Consider the following 17,325-nt stretch of genomic DNA (forward strand, 5'->3'; position numbering starts at 1 on the left):
ACCAATGCCAGTAACCGTCCTATCGAAATCGATTCACATTGAAAGGCGCCACATGCCAGCGCACGAAACGACACTCGAAGCGATGTTCCTCGGACCATGCGATGCCCCGATCCGCCCAAGCCAATACAGACCCTCACGGGTCGCTCTTACTGAGTACCTCGACGTGAAGCCATTGGCGTCCAAGCTGGAGCCGCTAGCGCCCGTCGCTGACGGTGACGCAACGAAGCTCGAGACGATCCTCGCGAACCAGAAACGGATCAGCTCGCAACTCAGGCTCATCACCAACCTCCTCGTCAGCGCTCTCGACGACCGAGACGAGGACGACGTGCAGTGACCGACGAATGGCGCTGGACCTACGCCAAACGGGGACGACGACACCAACTCCGACGCGACAAAAACGACATCGAGATCTACAACTGGCGGCTCAACGACGAGCAACTCCAAGCATTCTGTGACGCCGGTACCGATGCGCTGAGCGGACAAAGATCGAGGGTTGGGGAGTTCTACGCCCACCCTCTACGCCGCGAAGGCGAACTCCACATCACGTGGATCAGACGGCATCGCGAACCGTCCAACATGCTGATCTCTCAAGCGGATCTCATCGAGATCATCACCGCGGCTGACCAAGAACTACTGGCCAAAGAACTCGGAAACTCCGAGCTTGTCCACGTCAGCCGATAGACATCTGAAACACATTGCATCACAACAACTAACACCGATTGGGAACCAACACATGGGTATCAACAACACGCCGGCCGCACAGCAGATCATCGCAGCCTACGAGAACCGCGTCTACGAAATCACCGAGAACACCAAGCACCAGCGAGCCATCAGCCCCAACCCCAACAGGCAGGCAGAGGCCAACCTCAACAAGCACCTGGATCTACAGCGCCGAGTACACACCGCCCGCGCCTACCTCACAGCAAAAGAAGAACTCGCCAACCTCAAGGCAGAACAAACCCAAGCGCGACAGAAACTCCGACTCGACACCGAGCGCAAGCTACTCGGCATCAGCGCCAACGACCGGGAATCCCAGCAGCGCTACATGGCATCAAAGCGCCTCGCACGAGAAGCCGCCGGCCCAATCACCACCAACACCGCCGACGACGCATCAGCACGCCAACGACTCACCGACCTGTACAACGACTCCATACTCACCGGAGACAACGTACTCGCCAAGTCCATCGCAGCAACCGCACTCGAACGAGGATGGCAAGACATCGCCAACCTCCACTTCGAACATCACCCCGCCGACAAAGACCTCATCGAAGACATCCAAGTCATCGACAACGCCGAAAGCCCAGCCAACTTCGAAGAACTGGTCAACTTCAGCATCGTCAACCACCTCGACAACCTCGCCGACCGAGTCGACCTCCAACGCGAGTTCGGAGTCCAGGTAGATGACGGAGGCCTGCGGGAACTCGCTGACATGCCCGTCGCCGACATCTGAAGCACCACATAGGGGCCTGACATCCTCGGGGGTGGTCACGGCGACCCTCAGGCAAAGGGCCGCATCTATATATCGGCCAGGTTTCCACATCACCTGTGGACAACCTGCCATCAATCTCGGGGCAATCAGCACACGAGTTGCAACGTCTCTACCTGCACTTATGTCGCATTCACTGCATAAGTGCAGGTCAGGGACTCGCAGAAACCAAGCGAGGGGCGCCCCATCCCCTTAAGGGGCCTAAGGCGACCCTCGGGCGTAGAGCCCTCTACCCCCCCATCAGGTCTGTACACCAAGTTGTTTCTGACCTGCGGTGATGGTGAGGAGTCGAATGAGTATGAAAGGGCGAATTTATGGAAGTCGTCAAAGTTAAGGTCGCGCCGGTCGCCAGCCTGGGTGGCCATCTGAAGACGTTGGAAGCGTTGCGGGACAGGTTGGCGGGGGCGATCGATGCGACGACCTCGGCTCGCGATGTGGCGATGTTGTCGTCGCGGCTGATGGACGTAATGAAATTGATCGGTGAGCAGGATCCGGTGCCGAAATCGCGGACGCCGTTGGACGAACTGCATGAGCGTCGAGAAACGAAATTGAGGGGAAGGCTAGTTGATGGATGAGGACTTGGGTGGGTTGACGACGGCGGATCTCGCTGAGGAGCGCGCTGCCCGTAAGGAAGCCGATAAGGCGGTGAGGGCCGCGAATGCGCGCCTCGCAGAACTCGAATCAGGTGTCGAAATTAGACACGTGGATGATCCTGCTGAGATTGAAGCCGTGACTGCGGAGAGGGATACGGCAGTCGCTGCCCTCCTTCGGCATCAGGTGCGGGTCGAGAAGAAGCTGCCAGTGGAGTCGTTGGAGTTTCTGACTGGCGGCACTCGTGAGGAGTTGGAGGAGCAGGCGGAAGCCATGGCGGCGGTTCTCGCGCTGAGTCGTCCGCCGGCGCCGATTGTGCCGAGTGAGGGGACTGCCCCAGCTCGCGTGAACAGTCCCTATCTGCAAGCGCGGCGGATCCTTCTCGGTGAGAACTCGTACTACTGATTGATGTTCGAAATAACTGAATAGCAAGACATCTCGGAGGCTCGGACCGTATTGGTTCGGGCCTCCTTTGCATGCCCAGATTGGGCAATTTTTTGGGGGATTAGTGATCAAAACACACAGGGGTATCCGCTTATGGGCGCGGCTGCTGGAGTCGAAGGGGGACCCGATTGAGGTTCGGCGACTTCTGGATGCTGAATCGCTTGATGAGGATGGCGAGCAGTTCCTGCGAACGCTGGGGATCGCTCTCACACTCTTTTTCGGGTCGAGTTGGGGGCGGATTCTCGCGCTGTTGGAAGACGCGGGCATCAGCCACGAGGAACTGCTTGAGATTTCGGCTCTGGGGCTTGACGCGGATAGCCGCTCGTCTGTGGAGGGCTGACAGATGGCTGTTGAATTAGCCACTGCCTATGTCAGCTTAATAGTTGACACCAAGCAGGTTCCGGGACAGGTTCGGGCGGCACTCGGTGCGGCTGAGCGTGGAGCAGACGCGACCGGTAAGAACATCGGCACCAAGATGTCGACGGGCCTCGCTTCGGCTCTGAAGGCTGGTGCGATTGGTTCAGGACTCGCTGTGGGCGGATTGCTCGCAGCGTCACTGGTGAAGGGTATGGGTCGTCTCACCGCGATCGATACCGCTGAAGGCAAGCTCCGCGGTTTGGGTCATTCGACTCAGTCGACCGCGAAGATCATGGATTCCGCTTTGGCGTCTGTGAAGGGTACTGCTTTCGGTTTGGGTGATGCTGCGACTGTGGCTGCTTCGGCGGTTGCTGCGGGTATCGCTCCGGGTAAGGAGTTGACGAAGTATCTGTCGTTGACTGGTGATGCTGCGACGATTGCGGGTTCGTCTCTTTCTGAGATGGGTTCGATTTTCAATCAGGTTCAGGCGTCCGGAACGGTGTACACGGATACTTTGAATCAGTTGTCGGACCGCGGTATTCCGATTCTGCAGTGGTTGCAGGCGGAATATGGTGTGACTGCTGAGGCTTTGGCGAAGATGGTCAAGGGCGGCGAGGTTGATTCCGCGACGTTCATGAAGGTCATTTCCGAGAACATTGGTGGCGCGGCTCTTGAGTCGGGCAACACTGTTGTTGGCGCTTTTGAGAATGTCAAGGCTGCGATGGGTCGTCTTGGTGCGGCTGCTTTGGGTCCTGGGTTTGAGCGTTTGCCTGGCCAGATGTCGTCTATTACAACGGCGTTGGATGATACGGCGAAGTCTGTTGGCCCGTTGGCTAAGGCTTTCGATCATCTGTTGTTTGATGTGATGTTGCCTGAAAACTTTGATGCCGGAAAGATGCTTTCAGGGCTCACGTCGTCGGTAATCGACCAGTCTACGTACGGGATCAACAAGTTCTCGGCTTGGATCACTGGCGAGCTTCCGGGGTTGGTTGAATCCGGCAAAGCGAAGATGTCCGAACTGTTTTCACTCTCTGGGGTAGACGGTTCTTGGAATCGCATTGTCGGCGTGTTCAACTCCCTGCTTGGGACGGTGAAATCCGCTGGTCCGGCTGTTGTGAGCATTGCGGCTTCGCTGGCTGCGGCATCCGGTGCGCTTGGTGTGTCCGCGTGGGATGGTTTTCTGTCGGCGCTTGAAGCGTCAGCATCGATCCTCAACGCCACCCTGGTGCCGGCGTTGAATCTCACTGCCGGTCTTTTGCGGGATAACCAGGGCGCGGTAGTGGCATTGGCCGCGGGTTGGCTGCTATTCAAGACCATTCCGGCGATCATGGGACGTGTCACATCAAGTCTCGCGCCGATCACCGCAGGAATGCGTAGCGCGAATACGGCTACGTCGGGTTACCGGGCGTCACTTGGTGCGATTCGGGGTGACTTCAGGAATCTGGCTCCGCAGATCGGCGTGACCGGTGCAGCGATGCGGGCACTCGGTAACAACTCGTCGACCATCCGCGGAATGCAGAACGCGTTCATGGGTGCGTCTTCGGCGACTAGCGGGTTCGCGTCGGCGATGCGTGTTGGTGCAACCCCTGCGGTGGGAGCGCTGAAGGCAAGTGTTGGCGGCGTTGTGAACGCTCTAGGCGGGCCGCTCGCTATGGGCCTGATGGCCGCTACGGTCGCGTTTGTTAACTACAAATCTGGTGTAGCGAAGGCAACGAATCAGAACCGTATCCTTGCGGACTCCGTGACGAACGCTGCTTCTGCGCAGGCAGATTTGATGAAGGCGATGGTTGCGGGTGACGAGGCTGCGATTTCGTCTCAGGTTGTTTCCAATCTGCGTTCGCTTCGCCAGGAGCAGGCTTCTCTGGCTTCGACAGGCCCGAGTTTCATTCAGAAGTCTGTGGCAGGTTGGGAATCGCTCAGTCACGCAATGGGCATAACCCGCGGCGAGACCGCTTCGTCAACGTTGGCGCAGGAAGACGCGGCCAACACGTCGAAGGCCGTGACCGCAACCCTCGATGGATTGAAGATCACCAACGAGGATCTCGGCCGAGCTGTCACAGGCTCGTCTGCAGCGTTCGACGCTTTACGTGGGCGCATGTTGGCGAGCGGCGACGACAGCAAGGAGGCCGTTGAGTGGCTCGACAAGCAACGTGCGTCGCACAGACTTCTGCAGTTGACGATGGAGGCAGTGGGGCCGGCGGGCGTTGAGATCGCGGGCGCCATTTCACAGATCGCGGATTCTGCCGGCGATTCCAAGTCCAAGCTCGATGGCCTGACGACTGTTCTCCAGGCGTTGGGAATTCTCGAGACTGACACGCAGTCCGCGATGTTTGATGCGGCTGAGGCAGTTCGAGAACTGGCTAAGGCCGCGGAAGAGGGCGTTGATCCTGTCGGCGGTCTGGGCGATGCGCTGGTCGGTTTGGATGGGGGTCTCGATCCGGAGATGCCCAATGCCAAGGCGCTTCGTGACTCGCTTATCGGCCTCAGTAAGGAATTCGCAAACCTGATTGCCAGTGGACTGAGCAGCAAGGACGCAGCTGCTGAACTTGAAGGCGGTCTGCAGTCACTAGCTGATATGTACGACCTGCCGATCGAGAAGGTTCGCGAACTGGCGCAAACTCAAGGGCTGCTCGTAGACAAGCGTGTCGATATCACGATGGCAGTCGATGGTCGCGACGAGGCATCAGAAGCGTTGTCCAACATCGCTGTGCGGGCCGACGAGTTCCAGGGTGATCGCACGATCACCATGACAGTAAAGGATCAGGCCGCGATCGATGCGATCACCAACCTGAACCTCGGCTTGCTCAAGATCAATGAGACCACTGGTGAAGTTGAGATCACGGCGGAGTCTGACGCTGCGCTTGCTGGCATCGGCGCTGTGGTTGTAGAACTCGGCAAGCTCGACAAAAATGTTGCTACGCCGACTATCACGGCTGACCAGACCAGGTTCTTCGTTGCCGATGCTGACACCAGGCAGAAGTTGGCTGAGATTGACCGGACGCAGGTCGATCCCAAGGTTGGCTTGGTCCTGGACCAGTTCTCGGAAGGTCGAAATGTAACCCTCGCTGAGTTGCAGAGGATCGACTTGACGACTGCTTCGCCGGATGTTCAGTTGATCATCAAGGACGCAATCGCGAACGCGCAGGTTGTGAACGCTGAAATCACTAATGCGGCGCGAAACCGAACCTCGGTCATCACAATCGATGTTCAGCGCACGGCCGCAGCGCAAGCGGCGTTCAACGGCACAGGCCAGTACGGCCCTGCCGCACCAGTATTCAACTCGCGAGGCTCACGACTGCCGAAGAACTCGGCAGGATCCAGGCTCCCAACCTCAGGTCCAGGAACGTCCACAACAGACGGCATTCTCGGAATCGGCTACGACGGTGTACCTACATCATGGGTCGATAAGGGCGAATGGATCATCAATGGTCGATCCTCCGAGAAATACAACGGACTACTGGCAGCGATCAACCGGGACGACCCCCGACTGAACACTCTGCCAAAGTTCGCAGAGGGCGGACGGAACGGCATCGACGCCGCACTAGGCGCAGGACGCTCCGTCGAAGGCAACAAATACGTTTGGGGCGGAACCGGACCCACAGGATTCGACTGCTCCGGATTCGTCGGATGGCTCCAACAAATAGTGATGGGCGTAGTCGGCTCCACCAAGAGGCTGTACACCACATACAGCATCCTCGACGGGGCACTAGCAGGACTACAACCAGGACTCGGGCCGGCAGGAACACAATTCCAGGTCGGCGTGTCACAGCAGCATATGGCTGCGACTATCGCCGGTCAGGCCGCGGAGTCGGGTGGCGCTCACGGAACATCAGGTATCGGCGGGGGCAGGGCGAACGCTCAGCACTCGCAGTTCCCGAACAAGTATCACCTGCCAAATTCGATGATCGCCGGATGGAATGAAGCCCAGGGCGTCACAGGCGGCGGCACTACGAGTGAGGTGACGTGGACGGACAAGCAGGAACTTGACCTGCAGTCCGCGGACATTGCTGTTCAGCAGGCGAAGGAAGCCCGCGACAAGGTTTACGCCGATGAGAAAAAGTCGGAAGCTGACCGTGCGCAGGCAGACATCAAAGTTCAGCAGGCCGAACAGAAAGTCATCGATCTCCAGGCTAAAAAGGACGAAGCCGGAACAGGAAAGAAGGGACCGTCACCACAGGCACCCGAACTTTCCAAGGCCTACACCGACGCGGAGATTGAACGCCTCGAAGCTCAGATGCAGGTCGACGACGCCAACGAGCGCCGAAACGATGTGTACGCGGACGCCGAAGCATCACCGAACGATCGACTGCGGGCCGACATCGCACTGCAAGAAGCGAAGGACGGACTCGCCGAGGTCCTGAAGGGCAAGCAGGAGACCGGAGGCAAGGACTACTCGCTGAATGGGATCCTGAAGTCGTTCGGCCACAACGCCGTGGACGCACTCTTCACCGGCCTCCAGGGGCAGGATTACTTCGGTATCGGTGAGTCCCGTTGGTTGTCGACGGACTTCGCTGAGTTGATGGGTAAGCCTGCGATTCCTGCACCGACGCCGGCAACATTCACGCAGGCTGAGATCGACGCGCAGACGGGCGGTATGTCTGCTGCTGAGATTCTGGAGCGTTGGGGTGTGAAGGCGCCGAAGGTTTTTGATGATGGTGGTTGGCTGATGCCTGGTGAGATGGGTATCAATTTGTCTCAGCGTCCTGAGCCGATTTTCAATTCGCCGGGTCAGTTGCAGGCGTTTGCGGGTTCCACTCTGGCGCCTGCGAAACCGACATCAGTTGTTCATGACAACAGCATCCACATCGGTGATGTCACAACGGCAAACGTGGACGATTTCGCTCGTCAGATGCGATTGGAGCAGCAGAAGAAGGTCTTCGGGTTCACCGGAGGATAGATCGAACGATTGCCGCCCCACTGGACTTCGGTCTGGTGGGGCGGCTTTTCGTCGTTCAACTAGCTACTCCACGGGCTGCCGATCGTTAATCTGAGCCCAGAGCTGAAGGCAGCTCGCAACAACCATCGCCGCGGCCTCAGGGCTTGGCTGCAGTGTCACGAACACAACCATCCCAACCGTCAACGCCAACACCACGCTGAACTTGACGAGCGCAGTGAGGAACTGCGCCAGTTCAGAACGATTTTCGTCGTTCCGATTGTCAGGTTCCCCTGTCGCGGGTACCTTAAGAGCCATAACCAAAATCCGATCTGTGAGTAGGTCAATTGGTTTGAGAAGTTGCCCCGGAACCTCGTGCAGGAGGTCCTGGGGCTTTCTCTATCTAGGACGCTATCGGGGATCGGACACTCGCGCCACGGAACGAGGCGCACATTTGGTAATCTTCATGTAACAAAATGCCACTCGTGTGATTCGGCGGCGTCATCGGTGCCCAAACCGGGCACCCGGTACGGGCCCTAAGTGAGTCGTACGTCACTATTGGGTATGACGATTAATTCAGGACAGACACTCGAAGGCCTCCGTGACGTGATCGCGCAGGAGTTGCCCATGGCCTACGACATCTATGTCAAGGCAGTCTCCGAAGATGACGAGCGAGAGACGCACTGGGCGCGAGGTCGTGTCGATGGTTTGCTTCAGACGTTGAAGCGGATCGACAAGGACAAGTACGCAGAGCTGGATTCGATCTGGCAGAAGACGTGGATGACGGCAACCGGAGTCTCCGACGATTGGCCCAAGGCCTGAAGATCTTGAAATGATTAACCGAGAACCCCGCTGCGTGCGGGGTTCTCGGGCCTGGAGGTCGCCCTCAGTCCAGTGATCAGAAGTAGGTCGGCTTGATGAGACGACCACCCAGCTGCGCTTTGATGTTCATGCAGTTGTCGTTGATCGTCGTGTCACCGCAATTGATCATCCACTTCGAGCCCGCAACGAGTCCGTACTCGATCTTCTTCGGCTCCATCAGCGTCGAAAAAACCTTGATGTTGTCGGCCTGGTCGGTATCCGAAGTGAAAACTGAAAGCACCGTTTCCTCGCCGGCTATCTCACAGGTTGCTGACTGTGTGGCGTATCGAGTCGACTCGTTGATCGTGAAGTTCTCGCAGGGCAGACCGGCAGCAGCGAGGTCGTCCGCGATGCCTTGCGCCGAGTCATACTGCTGTGTCCCGGATTTCGGTTTGAAGGTTTCTTCTTCGGCGGTGTCGTTGCTGGAGCATCCGCCGAGGATGAGTGCGGCCGAGCTGATGGCCGCTACCGCGGCGAGTGTCCTGTTCATGCGAGTATTACTACCAGGTTGCTCAGACAGTGGATACCAGTCGGTCCGAAAAATGTCATAGGCATAGGAGCCACTTCTCCAGCTCTGAGTTTTCGATCAGCCAGCGACCTTTGAACTTGCGTTGGATGCCTTTCAGTTCACTGCTCTGCAGGGCCTGGTAGATCATGTTTGGGTGGCATTTGGCGATTGCCGCGGCCTCGTATGGTGTGTGCAGTACGAGCATGATCGTGGATGTCCTTCGGCTTGCGGGGATGATGCAGTGGTCGAAGGTATGGTGGCGAGGTTGTGGGGGCAAGGGGAAACGCCGGTTGGCGCAACTATCGGGGCATTCTTGCGAGTTGGTGCTCTTCTGCTCCCAAGTTTGATCAGTCTGATTCCTGCTGCGCCTTCTCTTCCGTTAGGACTCGATCGTGAACTTCGAAGAACGCCCGCCGAAGCAGATCCTTCTGATCTTCGCTGAGGGGAGGAGCCTCATCGAGAACTCGCTGCACCCATTCCTCATGCGTCATCGACACTCTGTTCGTCACATTTGACTCCCGTCTACGGATTTGAAAACTCGACGGATCACATCCACTTGCGACTGAGACAATGGCGGTGCCTCGTCGACCACCATGTTGACCCATTCTTCCGTGGAGAGTGGTTTGGAATCGTTCGGCGATTTGGTCACCGTGGGTTTATATCAGTAGGGCTGCAACGGATTTGGCCCATATGGGCCGATTGCATCGGTCGTATATTGCCCTACCTGGCCTTACGTTGTTTCACTGTGCGGCGTGTCGCTCTGGCTCGTTGTCGCTTGTGGTGAGCGTGGGGCGTTGACGACCACGGAAAAAGCCTGCCGCAGTATCTGTATTTGCTCTTCGGTGAGGGGCGGCGCATCTGCGACTATTGCCTCGATCCATTCGTCGGTGGTGAGTGTGGGTTTCTTTGAGTTGGTCACGACGGATGTATACCAGTCGAGGTCGTAGGTCCACTAATTCGACTGCGCCCCACCCGAATCGAGATGCTCGGGTGGGGCGCTATTTGTCGTTTCTGGCAGATCCTCAGCTGTACAATCTTGTACAGTTCGATCTACGTGGACTTGGCGAGGGACTGTGTGAACCACTCGTGGAGCATGGCCAGAGTTTCGGGAGCGGCATCCGGGTTGCGCAGGGCGTGGAACGCTGTGCACGAAGCGGCATCGTCGGCGACGCTCGGCAGCCTGGCGCGTGGTGAGCATCGCTTCCGTCATGGTTTCGCGTTAGCCCAGGGCTCCAGCTTCTCGGCTGGTTTGTCGTCGGGCGACGATGATCCAGCCCTTCGTGCCGATTCAGCCTTCCGATACTCGACAGTGGCCTCATGATCAGGCTGCAAAACCATCAACGTCTCCAACGCTGCCGTCAGCGACTTCAGAAGTTCGAGGCCTGATGTCAGATCCACCTCGAGTTCGCGGCCGTGGCTCTGCTCAACGAGAACGTCGTAGGCGGGTACTTCCCCTGGGGTGATCGTGGTGTGTGTTGTTACGCGCATCGCGTAGGCGGTGTCGGCCGCGGAGATGTCCTGCTTAGTGTGGGTGATCTGATACGTGCCGTCGATGTCGATATCGAGTCCGTAGGCGGGTGTTGAGTTCATGGGGTACTCCAAGTGTGATACAGCGCTACTGGGCGCTGAGAATGCTTCTGGGGCAGGTGTATTGGTGACCGCTACAGCTGCCACGCTGTCCTCGTCCGGGCCTGCCTTCAACGAGTGCCTGTGTGTGATCGGAATGGGTGCTACTACCCATCTGACGGGTGACTTCAACGGGGGCTAGCCGTCACACCCGTGTGGTTTCTACGGGCGCAGAGAATCGAACTGAGATCGGTGACCTACGGTTGCCGGAATGGTCCGAGCGTCACTGTCTCGGTGGGATTTATGCGCACCATCCCAGCGCTATGAGCGCTTTAAGGAAGCCGTATGTGGCGGCGTAGGTGATTGCGAGGATCAGGATTACGGCGGCGACTTCACGCACGTTCTCGCTGGTCGAAAGTTTGTCGGTAGCTCTTGCTACATTTTTCGTACGGTTCATCGGAGTTCCATTCCGGTTGGGCCGAGGCCCTGGCTGAGTGTTGGTAGCACTCGCTGGGGCCGTCTTTTTTGTGTGGATCCTTACAGTGGACAACCCTGACATCTGTTGGCCTCGAGGAGGCACCGCATGTTGCTGCGATCATCACCAACCTTGCCGAGGAATTGGCGATGGTCGATCGTATGAAGGACGCGCTCGCCGGCGAAATGAATCGTCGACAAGAACTGTTGCGTGCGGCAGGAAACTTCGCAAACGTGTCCGATTACGAGAGGGCGAGGCTGGCCGGCGCTGCACTCGATCCGTTACCGGCACTCTTCGTGGTCGTCGACGAGTTTTCTGAACTGCTCAGTCAACAGCCGGAATTTGCCGAATTGTTCGTGGCCATCGGGCGATTGGGCAGGTCACTTCACATTCACCTGCTGCTGGCCAGTCAGCGACTCGACGAAGGAAAGCTTCGGGGTCTCGACAGCCATCTTTCGTATCGCGTCGGGTTGAAAACGTTCTCGGCGAACGAGTCTCGTTCCGTCCTCGGCGTTCCCGATGCTTATCACCTTCCGGGTACACCCGGTGCGGGATACCTGAAGTCCGATTCTGCTGAGATCGTTCGCTTCCAAGGTGCGTACGTGTCAGGCCCGTACGAGGGCGAGCGGATCGTGCCCACTCGATTCTCGGTCGATTCCCCCGTCGAACTGGCGCCGCTGCCGTTTACCGCGAAGCCCGTGATCGGACCAGAGGCCGTTGTCGTTCCCGTCGAGCCCGACGTCGTCGACATGGGTGAAATCGGTGACGATGCACGTACTCTCATGGGAGTCCTCGTAGACCGCATGCGCGGTCACGGTCCACGTGCGCATGAAGTGTGGCTCCCGCCGCTCGAGTCATCTCCGACGCTTGACCAGTTGTTGCCGCGGTGGGCGACCGGTGATCAACCTCGCGGAAATCTGAGCGCACCCTTCGGCATAGTCGACAGGCCGTTCGATCAGCGCCGCGATCTACTCGTCGCCGATCTCAACGGATCGACTGGCAACCTCGCGATTGTCGGCGGCCCGCAGTCGGGAAAGTCGACGGCGTTGCGCACGTTGATCTTGTCTCTGAGCATGACGCACACGCCGGAACAGATTCAGTTCTACTGCCTCGACTTCGGCGGTGGAACGCTCCTCGGATTGAAAGATCTGCCGCACGTCGGATCGGTGGCAAACCGCTTGGATTCCGACCGCGTCCGGCGCACAGTTGCCGAGGTACTCGGTGTGGTCGCCAAACGGGAGCGACTGTTTCGTGACCTCGGCATCGAATCGATGGCCGATTTCCGTAGATTGCGAACAGTTGATCCCGCCGGGGAAGGTGAGGCTGCGGGACTCCGAGAGGACCCGTACGGTGACGTCTTCCTCGTCGTCGACGGTTGGCCAAGCGTTCGTTCGGATTTCGAATCACTCGAGCCCCAGATCAACACGCTCGCCGGTCAAGGTTTGTCCTTCGGTGTACACGTGATCGTCACGACGTCGAGGTGGGCCGAGATCCGGCCGGCGCTCAAGGATCAACTGGGTACTCGCATTGAACTTCGATTGGGTGATCCGGGAGATTCGGATGCGGGTCGCCGGAAAGCCGGCCTGGTGCCGGAAGGTCGACCGGGTCGTGGCATCACTCGCGACGGACTCCACCTTCTCACCGGACTACCTCGAATCGACGGCCTACCGGGTAGTGAGAACTCGAGTACGGCTGTGGTGGCGACGGTCGAACGTATTGCAGCCATGTCGAATTCGCGTCCGGCACCCACCGTGCGGATGCTCCCGGATTCCTACTCGCGGGCAGAACTTCTCGAAGCTGTCGGGACCCGGTGGCCCTCACCGAGTGCGGCCGACGGTCGGTGCCTCACCGTGCCGATCGGGCTCGGTGAGACCGACCTCGCCCCGGTGTACATGGACTTCCGAGAACACCCGCACCTGTTGATATTCGGCGACACCGCGTGTGGGAAGACATCTCTCGTGCGTGGAATAGCCGAAGGGATCATCGCGTCGAACACACCGGCCCAGGCCAAGCTGATCATCGGTGACTATCGGCATTCCCTGCTGGGCGTGGTCGAAGGGAATCACCTCGGCGGGTACTCGGCGTCGTCGACGACCTTCGGTGAGTTGATGGTCGACTTGGCTCGGATCGTCGCTGCCAGAATGCCGAACGCCGGAACAACGCAGCAGCAATTGCGGGAACGATCTTGGTGGAGTGGGCCGGAGATTTACGTACTGATCGACGACTACGACCTTGTGGCCACACCGAGTGGAAATCCGGTGGCGCCGTTGCTCGAATACATTCCGCACTCCAAGGACATCGGTTTGCACCTGGTTATTGCCCGCCGTTCCGGTGGTGCGGCCAGAGCACTGTACGAGCCGGTCATTGCGAGAATTCGCGACATGGCGCCGGCCGGATTGATCATGAGCGGAAGTCGTGACGAGGGAAATCTCGTCGGCACTGTCCGCGCGTCGGCGATGCCGGAAGGCCGTGGGGTTTACGTTTCCCGCTCGCAAACCCAACTTGTCCAAGTTCCGTGGATGCCACCGCTGTGACCGCTCCGTCCGCAGTGTCGGTCTCGTTACATTGGGGTGCATCGAATATCTGGGTCGTATCGGGTCAACGCGAATTCTGTTGCAGTGCAGACCTCAGACGCGAACCGACGTCGGGCCCCGGTGCGGCCGGTAAGAATGCGATCGATTACATCGACGACGATTATGTCGACGTGGATGGTCGGGTTGTCCCGACAGTCTTGGAGGTGGCCAGGCTGATCTCCAGTGCGATGGACGGGTGCGGAATCGTCGACGCAGACATTCTTCATCTCAGTCATCCCTCGGATTGGGGTGCCCCACGCAGGCGGCGATTGCTCGATGCCGCACGTCGAGTGGCGCACGACGTCGTACTCGTTCCGACGTCGATCGCGGCGGCGAGGTCGGCTCATACGGCTTGGCGATCGCGGTGTGTCGTCCTCGAACTGCGAGGCGGAACGGTGGTCGCTTCTGTTGTCGCTGAGGTCGACGGTGAACTCCGAATCGACGGAACACAAAGTTCGGAGATCGCAGACGTTGCGGGGTTGTTTTCCGCAATCGGGGATCTATCGGTTCGGGACGCTGTGGTGTTGGTCGGGCCGAGCTCTCATGCTGTTGCGGCTTCGCTCGAACGGGGGTCGACGAATGTTCACGGCCACGCGAGCATCCGAATTCTGGACGAGAGCCGGGTGGCTGCGTCTCTGGTGGATCCTCAGACGCTCGTTCGCCAGACAACCGCGCGGGACAGTTCGGGACGAATCGTCGACAATTCGGCTTTTGGCGCCGGGTGGGTAGGCGATACGGATGGCGCGAAGTCGATTCCTTCCTTGGACTCGAATGCCTCTTCGCCGCGTCGCGTCGGCGGGCGGCGCGGAGGCCGTCGATGGTTCGCGGCGGCGCTTGCGGTGGTCGCCGTCGCCGGTGCGGTCGCAGGAACGGTCGTGGTGTCCACTCGCGATCGAAACGATTCTCGGTTGACGGGGTCGGTCGCAGCCACGGCGGAAGACGAAGTAGAGATCGTGGAGGCGTCGAAAGAGCAGGAAACGCCTGCACCGAAGACTTCGATCTCGTCGATCGAGTCCGGGGCCACGCCGGAACTTACTCGTGTGGACGTGGGAAGCGTTGCGGCAGAAGTGCCTTCCGATTGGAAGCTTCTGTCGCGAGGGACCTCGAGCGGGCGTACCGATTTGGTACCCGGTTCGGGTGCGGATCGCAAGATCGTGGTCATCGAGAAACGTCTTGCGGAAGGTGTGGGATTCGATTCCGTCGAAGCTGTTTTGCGTCAGCAGTTTTCGACGTTCGAGGACCCATTGCGGTTCGCAGAGTTTGCTGTGCTCGACGACGCCGCAGGAAAACGGGCAGTGGTGTACGTCGAGTTTCCGGACGATTTCTCCGAGGTGCGTTGGCACGTGTACGTCGACAACGGACGGCAAGTGAGTATCGGCTGCCAGTATCTGGTCGGTGAGTGGGGCAGTCTCGAAGCGGACTGCCTGCGGATGTGGCAGTCGGTCGAATTCACACCGTGACCGGATCGGTCGGTTCTGAAAATATTCTTCGGTCGGGCCGGAACCGTTGGCACGAAGGTCGCGTCAAAGTATGTGTAGCGCACATCAGGGAGTTCCGCTCGACCCCGGTGCACATCCGACGGACAAAGCCCGTTGTGTGTGATCGCCGATACCGAACGGTACTCACCGAATCCAGGGGGACGACATGGGCTTTACCGCAACTACCGCTGAATTGATCGATTCGGCGGGGACCATCGACGGACATCTCGGTGACATCAGGGGGCTGGTCAACGCTGTTCGGTCGGAGGCCGACGCTTCGCACAATTCGTGGAACGGTGCGGCGCAGGTCGAATACGCAGGAATCATGGAGCGATACAACAGCGCGGCCCTGAAGTTGGACACAGCTCTGACCGACATCTGCGAGCAGATCAAACAGGCCGCGGGAACCTTCGACTCGTCCGAAGACGACAACGTCAGCTCGCTTCGCGGCGCGACGGTGAACATGTCCTGACCGCCAGCTCTTCATCGTCCGATCAAGCAATCCTCAGCCAGTAGTTCTCACAAGTTAGTTCTCACAAGTTCTCTCCAGTCACACCGAACCGGGAGCAGTTATGTCCGACAGGATCAAGTACGACTTCGGCGGCCTCGCAATGCTGTCCGATCAGATGAAACAGCAGGCCAAAGCGATCAACGACAAACAGGGCGACATCAAGGTTGTCGTGGACAAGCTGCAAGCAGGCTGGGAAGGGGCAGGTTCCGAAGCGTGGAACGACGCACAGCGTCGCTGGGCCCAGGCTTCCGAAGAACTGAACATGGTTCTCGCGCAGATCGCCGGAGCGACGGCGAGCGGCTCGGAGAAGATGCAGGAAGCTGATCGGATCGCGGCAAACGGGTTCGGTCGCTGACAACATCCCATGCCGTGATGACACCCCGCCTGCCCCGGTACCGTCAGGTTGCCGGGGCAGGCGCATGTCGATCGCTCGCATCGCCGTGCTGGACGATGATGCTGTTGGCAGGAATGGCTGCGCTTTGACCTGGCAGCGGGTAGACCGGTATCGTCTATCGGTGGCGTGCCGTAGGGCTCCGGCAGAAATGCGTGGAGACCGGCGGTTCTCGGGTCTCAACTGGCCGCCGAGGATCGTTTACGCGATACGCACATGGTCAGCAGTGGAATGAATTAAGACGAGGAAGATCTGTGTCTACGTACACCCCGAAGGCCGGAGATGTGACCCACACGTGGCACGTCATCGACGCCACTGACGTGGTGCTCGGCCGTCTTGCCGTTCAGGCAGCGAACTTGCTGCGTGGCAAGCACAAGCCCACCTACGCGCCGCACATCGACGGTGGTGACTTCGTTGTCATCATCAACGCAGAGAAGGTTGCCATCAGCGGCAACAAGCTGCAGGGCAAGAACGTTTACCACCACTCCGGATTCCCGGGTGGCCTGAAGTCCCGCACTGTCGGTGAGGTCCTCGACAGGACTCCCGATCGTCTCGTCGAGAAGGCCATTGTCGGCATGCTCCCCAAGACGAAGCTCGGCCGCGCAATGAGCAGCAAGCTCAAGGTTTACGCGGGCCCGAATCACCCCCACACCGCGCAGCAGCCGGTGCCGTTCGAGATCAAGCAGGTCGCACAGTGACATCGCCGGAAGAGCAGAACGTGTCCGAAGAGAACATCGAAGCAGTGGAAGAGCTTGTCTCTGACGCAGTCGAGGTCGTCGAAGAGGTTGCTGCAGCTACGCTCGCACCGATCGTCCTCGATCGCCCGGTCCAGACCGTCGGTCGCCGCAAGGAGGCTGTCGTTCGCGTCCGGATGGCTCCCGGTACCGGTCAGTTCAAGCTCAACGGTCGTACGTTGGAGGACTACTTCCCCAACAAGGTTCACCAGCAGCTGATCAAGGCTCCGCTGGTGCTCGTCGAGCGTCCCGAGTCTTTCGACATCATTGCACTGCTGCACGGTGGCGGCCCGTCCGGTCAGGCAGGCGCACTGCGTCTGGCTATCGCGCGCGCACTCATCGAGGTAACCCCTGATGATCGTCCGGCCCTCAAGCGTGCAGGCTTCCTGACGCGTGACGCCCGCGCGGTCGAGCGTAAGAAGTACGGCCTGAAGAAGGCCCGTAAGGCATCGCAGTACTCCAAGCGCTGATGCTTTG

18 protein-coding genes and 1 pseudogene are annotated in these 17,325 nt (G+C 59.0%); 14 read left to right on the plus strand and 5 right to left on the minus strand.

Features of this window, described 5'->3' with window-relative positions:
- The first annotated feature begins 163 nt into the window (after positions 1 to 163).
- From A0W34_RS32735 to A0W34_RS09485, 8 genes are all read left to right on the plus strand, one after another.
- Entirely contained in the window at positions 164 to 334 is a 171-nt protein-coding gene (locus tag A0W34_RS32735) for a hypothetical protein (protein ID WP_156888913.1), read from the plus strand.
- Positions 331 to 681, plus strand: a complete 351-nt coding sequence (locus A0W34_RS09450; RefSeq protein WP_081557597.1) for a hypothetical protein — start codon at positions 331 to 333, stop codon at positions 679 to 681. Before A0W34_RS32735 ends, A0W34_RS09450 begins: the two co-directional genes overlap by 4 nt.
- Positions 682 to 733: 52 nt before the next feature.
- The gene (locus A0W34_RS09455) at positions 734 to 1,450 is read left to right on the plus strand and encodes a hypothetical protein (RefSeq protein WP_081557598.1); all 717 of its coding nucleotides are present in this window, start codon (positions 734 to 736) and stop codon (positions 1,448 to 1,450) included.
- A 350-nt stretch (positions 1,451 to 1,800) separates the two neighbouring features.
- Positions 1,801 to 2,061 (plus strand): hypothetical protein, encoded by a 261-nt coding sequence (locus A0W34_RS09460; protein WP_081557599.1) that lies wholly within the window; start codon positions 1,801 to 1,803, stop codon positions 2,059 to 2,061.
- Positions 2,054 to 2,482: a hypothetical protein gene (locus A0W34_RS09465; RefSeq protein WP_081557600.1), complete on the plus strand. Its 429-nt coding sequence runs from the start codon at positions 2,054 to 2,056 to the stop codon at positions 2,480 to 2,482. Before A0W34_RS09460 ends, A0W34_RS09465 begins: the two co-directional genes overlap by 8 nt.
- Positions 2,483 to 2,585: 103 nt before the next feature.
- Positions 2,586 to 2,861: a hypothetical protein gene (locus A0W34_RS09470; RefSeq protein ID WP_156888914.1), complete on the plus strand. Its 276-nt coding sequence runs from the start codon at positions 2,586 to 2,588 to the stop codon at positions 2,859 to 2,861.
- 3 nt (positions 2,862 to 2,864) lie between these two features.
- Positions 2,865 to 7,775 carry a tape measure protein gene (locus A0W34_RS09475; protein ID WP_081557602.1) on the plus strand — a complete coding sequence of 1,637 codons (4,911 nt, stop codon included), beginning with the start codon at positions 2,865 to 2,867 and terminating at the stop codon, positions 7,773 to 7,775.
- A 540-nt stretch (positions 7,776 to 8,315) separates the two neighbouring features.
- Positions 8,316 to 8,573, plus strand: a complete 258-nt coding sequence (locus A0W34_RS09485) for a hypothetical protein (protein ID WP_081557604.1) — start codon at positions 8,316 to 8,318, stop codon at positions 8,571 to 8,573.
- A 76-nt stretch (positions 8,574 to 8,649) separates the two neighbouring features.
- Here the strand turns inward: A0W34_RS09485 and A0W34_RS09490 are convergent, their stop codons facing one another.
- The 5 genes from A0W34_RS09490 to A0W34_RS32750 form a co-directional block, all read right to left on the minus strand.
- The gene (locus A0W34_RS09490; protein WP_081557605.1) at positions 8,650 to 9,102 is read right to left on the minus strand and encodes a hypothetical protein; all 453 of its coding nucleotides are present in this window, start codon (positions 9,100 to 9,102) and stop codon (positions 8,650 to 8,652) included.
- A gap of 365 nt (positions 9,103 to 9,467) precedes the next feature.
- Positions 9,468 to 9,629 (minus strand): hypothetical protein, encoded by a 162-nt coding sequence (locus tag A0W34_RS32740; protein ID WP_156888915.1) that lies wholly within the window; start codon positions 9,627 to 9,629, stop codon positions 9,468 to 9,470.
- Positions 9,630 to 9,850: 221 nt separating this feature from the next.
- Positions 9,851 to 10,039 (minus strand): hypothetical protein, encoded by a 189-nt coding sequence (locus A0W34_RS32745; RefSeq protein WP_156888916.1) that lies wholly within the window; start codon positions 10,037 to 10,039, stop codon positions 9,851 to 9,853.
- Between the two features lie 287 nt (positions 10,040 to 10,326).
- Positions 10,327 to 10,710: a hypothetical protein gene (locus tag A0W34_RS09500; RefSeq protein WP_081557607.1), complete on the minus strand. Its 384-nt coding sequence runs from the start codon at positions 10,708 to 10,710 to the stop codon at positions 10,327 to 10,329.
- A 277-nt stretch (positions 10,711 to 10,987) separates the two neighbouring features.
- Entirely contained in the window at positions 10,988 to 11,143 is a 156-nt protein-coding gene (locus A0W34_RS32750; RefSeq protein WP_156888917.1) for a hypothetical protein, read from the minus strand.
- A 98-nt stretch (positions 11,144 to 11,241) separates the two neighbouring features.
- Here A0W34_RS32750 and eccCb point away from each other — a divergent pair.
- From eccCb to rpsI, 6 genes and pseudogenes are all read left to right on the plus strand, one after another.
- Positions 11,242 to 13,695: pseudogene (gene eccCb, locus A0W34_RS09505) on the plus strand (type VII secretion protein EccCb); the annotation flags it as partial.
- On the plus strand, positions 13,692 to 15,194 hold the full coding sequence (locus tag A0W34_RS09510) for a type VII secretion-associated protein (protein WP_081558776.1): 1,503 nt from the start codon (positions 13,692 to 13,694) through the stop codon (positions 15,192 to 15,194). The pseudogene eccCb and the gene A0W34_RS09510, both read left to right, overlap by 4 nt.
- 184 nt (positions 15,195 to 15,378) lie before the next feature.
- Complete coding sequence (locus A0W34_RS09515; RefSeq protein ID WP_081557608.1) at positions 15,379 to 15,684, plus strand: WXG100 family type VII secretion target; 306 nt, start codon at positions 15,379 to 15,381, stop codon at positions 15,682 to 15,684.
- Positions 15,685 to 15,784: 100 nt separating this feature from the next.
- Positions 15,785 to 16,078 carry a WXG100 family type VII secretion target gene (locus A0W34_RS09520; RefSeq protein WP_003940975.1) on the plus strand — a complete coding sequence of 98 codons (294 nt, stop codon included), beginning with the start codon at positions 15,785 to 15,787 and terminating at the stop codon, positions 16,076 to 16,078.
- Positions 16,079 to 16,368: 290 nt separating this feature from the next.
- Positions 16,369 to 16,812, plus strand: a complete 444-nt coding sequence (gene rplM / locus A0W34_RS09525) for a 50S ribosomal protein L13 (RefSeq protein WP_003940842.1) — start codon at positions 16,369 to 16,371, stop codon at positions 16,810 to 16,812.
- On the plus strand, positions 16,809 to 17,318 hold the full coding sequence (gene rpsI, locus A0W34_RS09530) for a 30S ribosomal protein S9 (protein WP_007728596.1): 510 nt from the start codon (positions 16,809 to 16,811) through the stop codon (positions 17,316 to 17,318). Before rplM ends, rpsI begins: the two co-directional genes overlap by 4 nt.
- The last annotated feature ends 7 nt before the right edge of the window (positions 17,319 to 17,325 follow it).

Source organism: Rhodococcus sp. BH4, assembly GCF_002079265.1.
GTDB lineage: Bacteria > Actinomycetota > Actinomycetes > Mycobacteriales > Mycobacteriaceae > Rhodococcus_F > Rhodococcus_F qingshengii.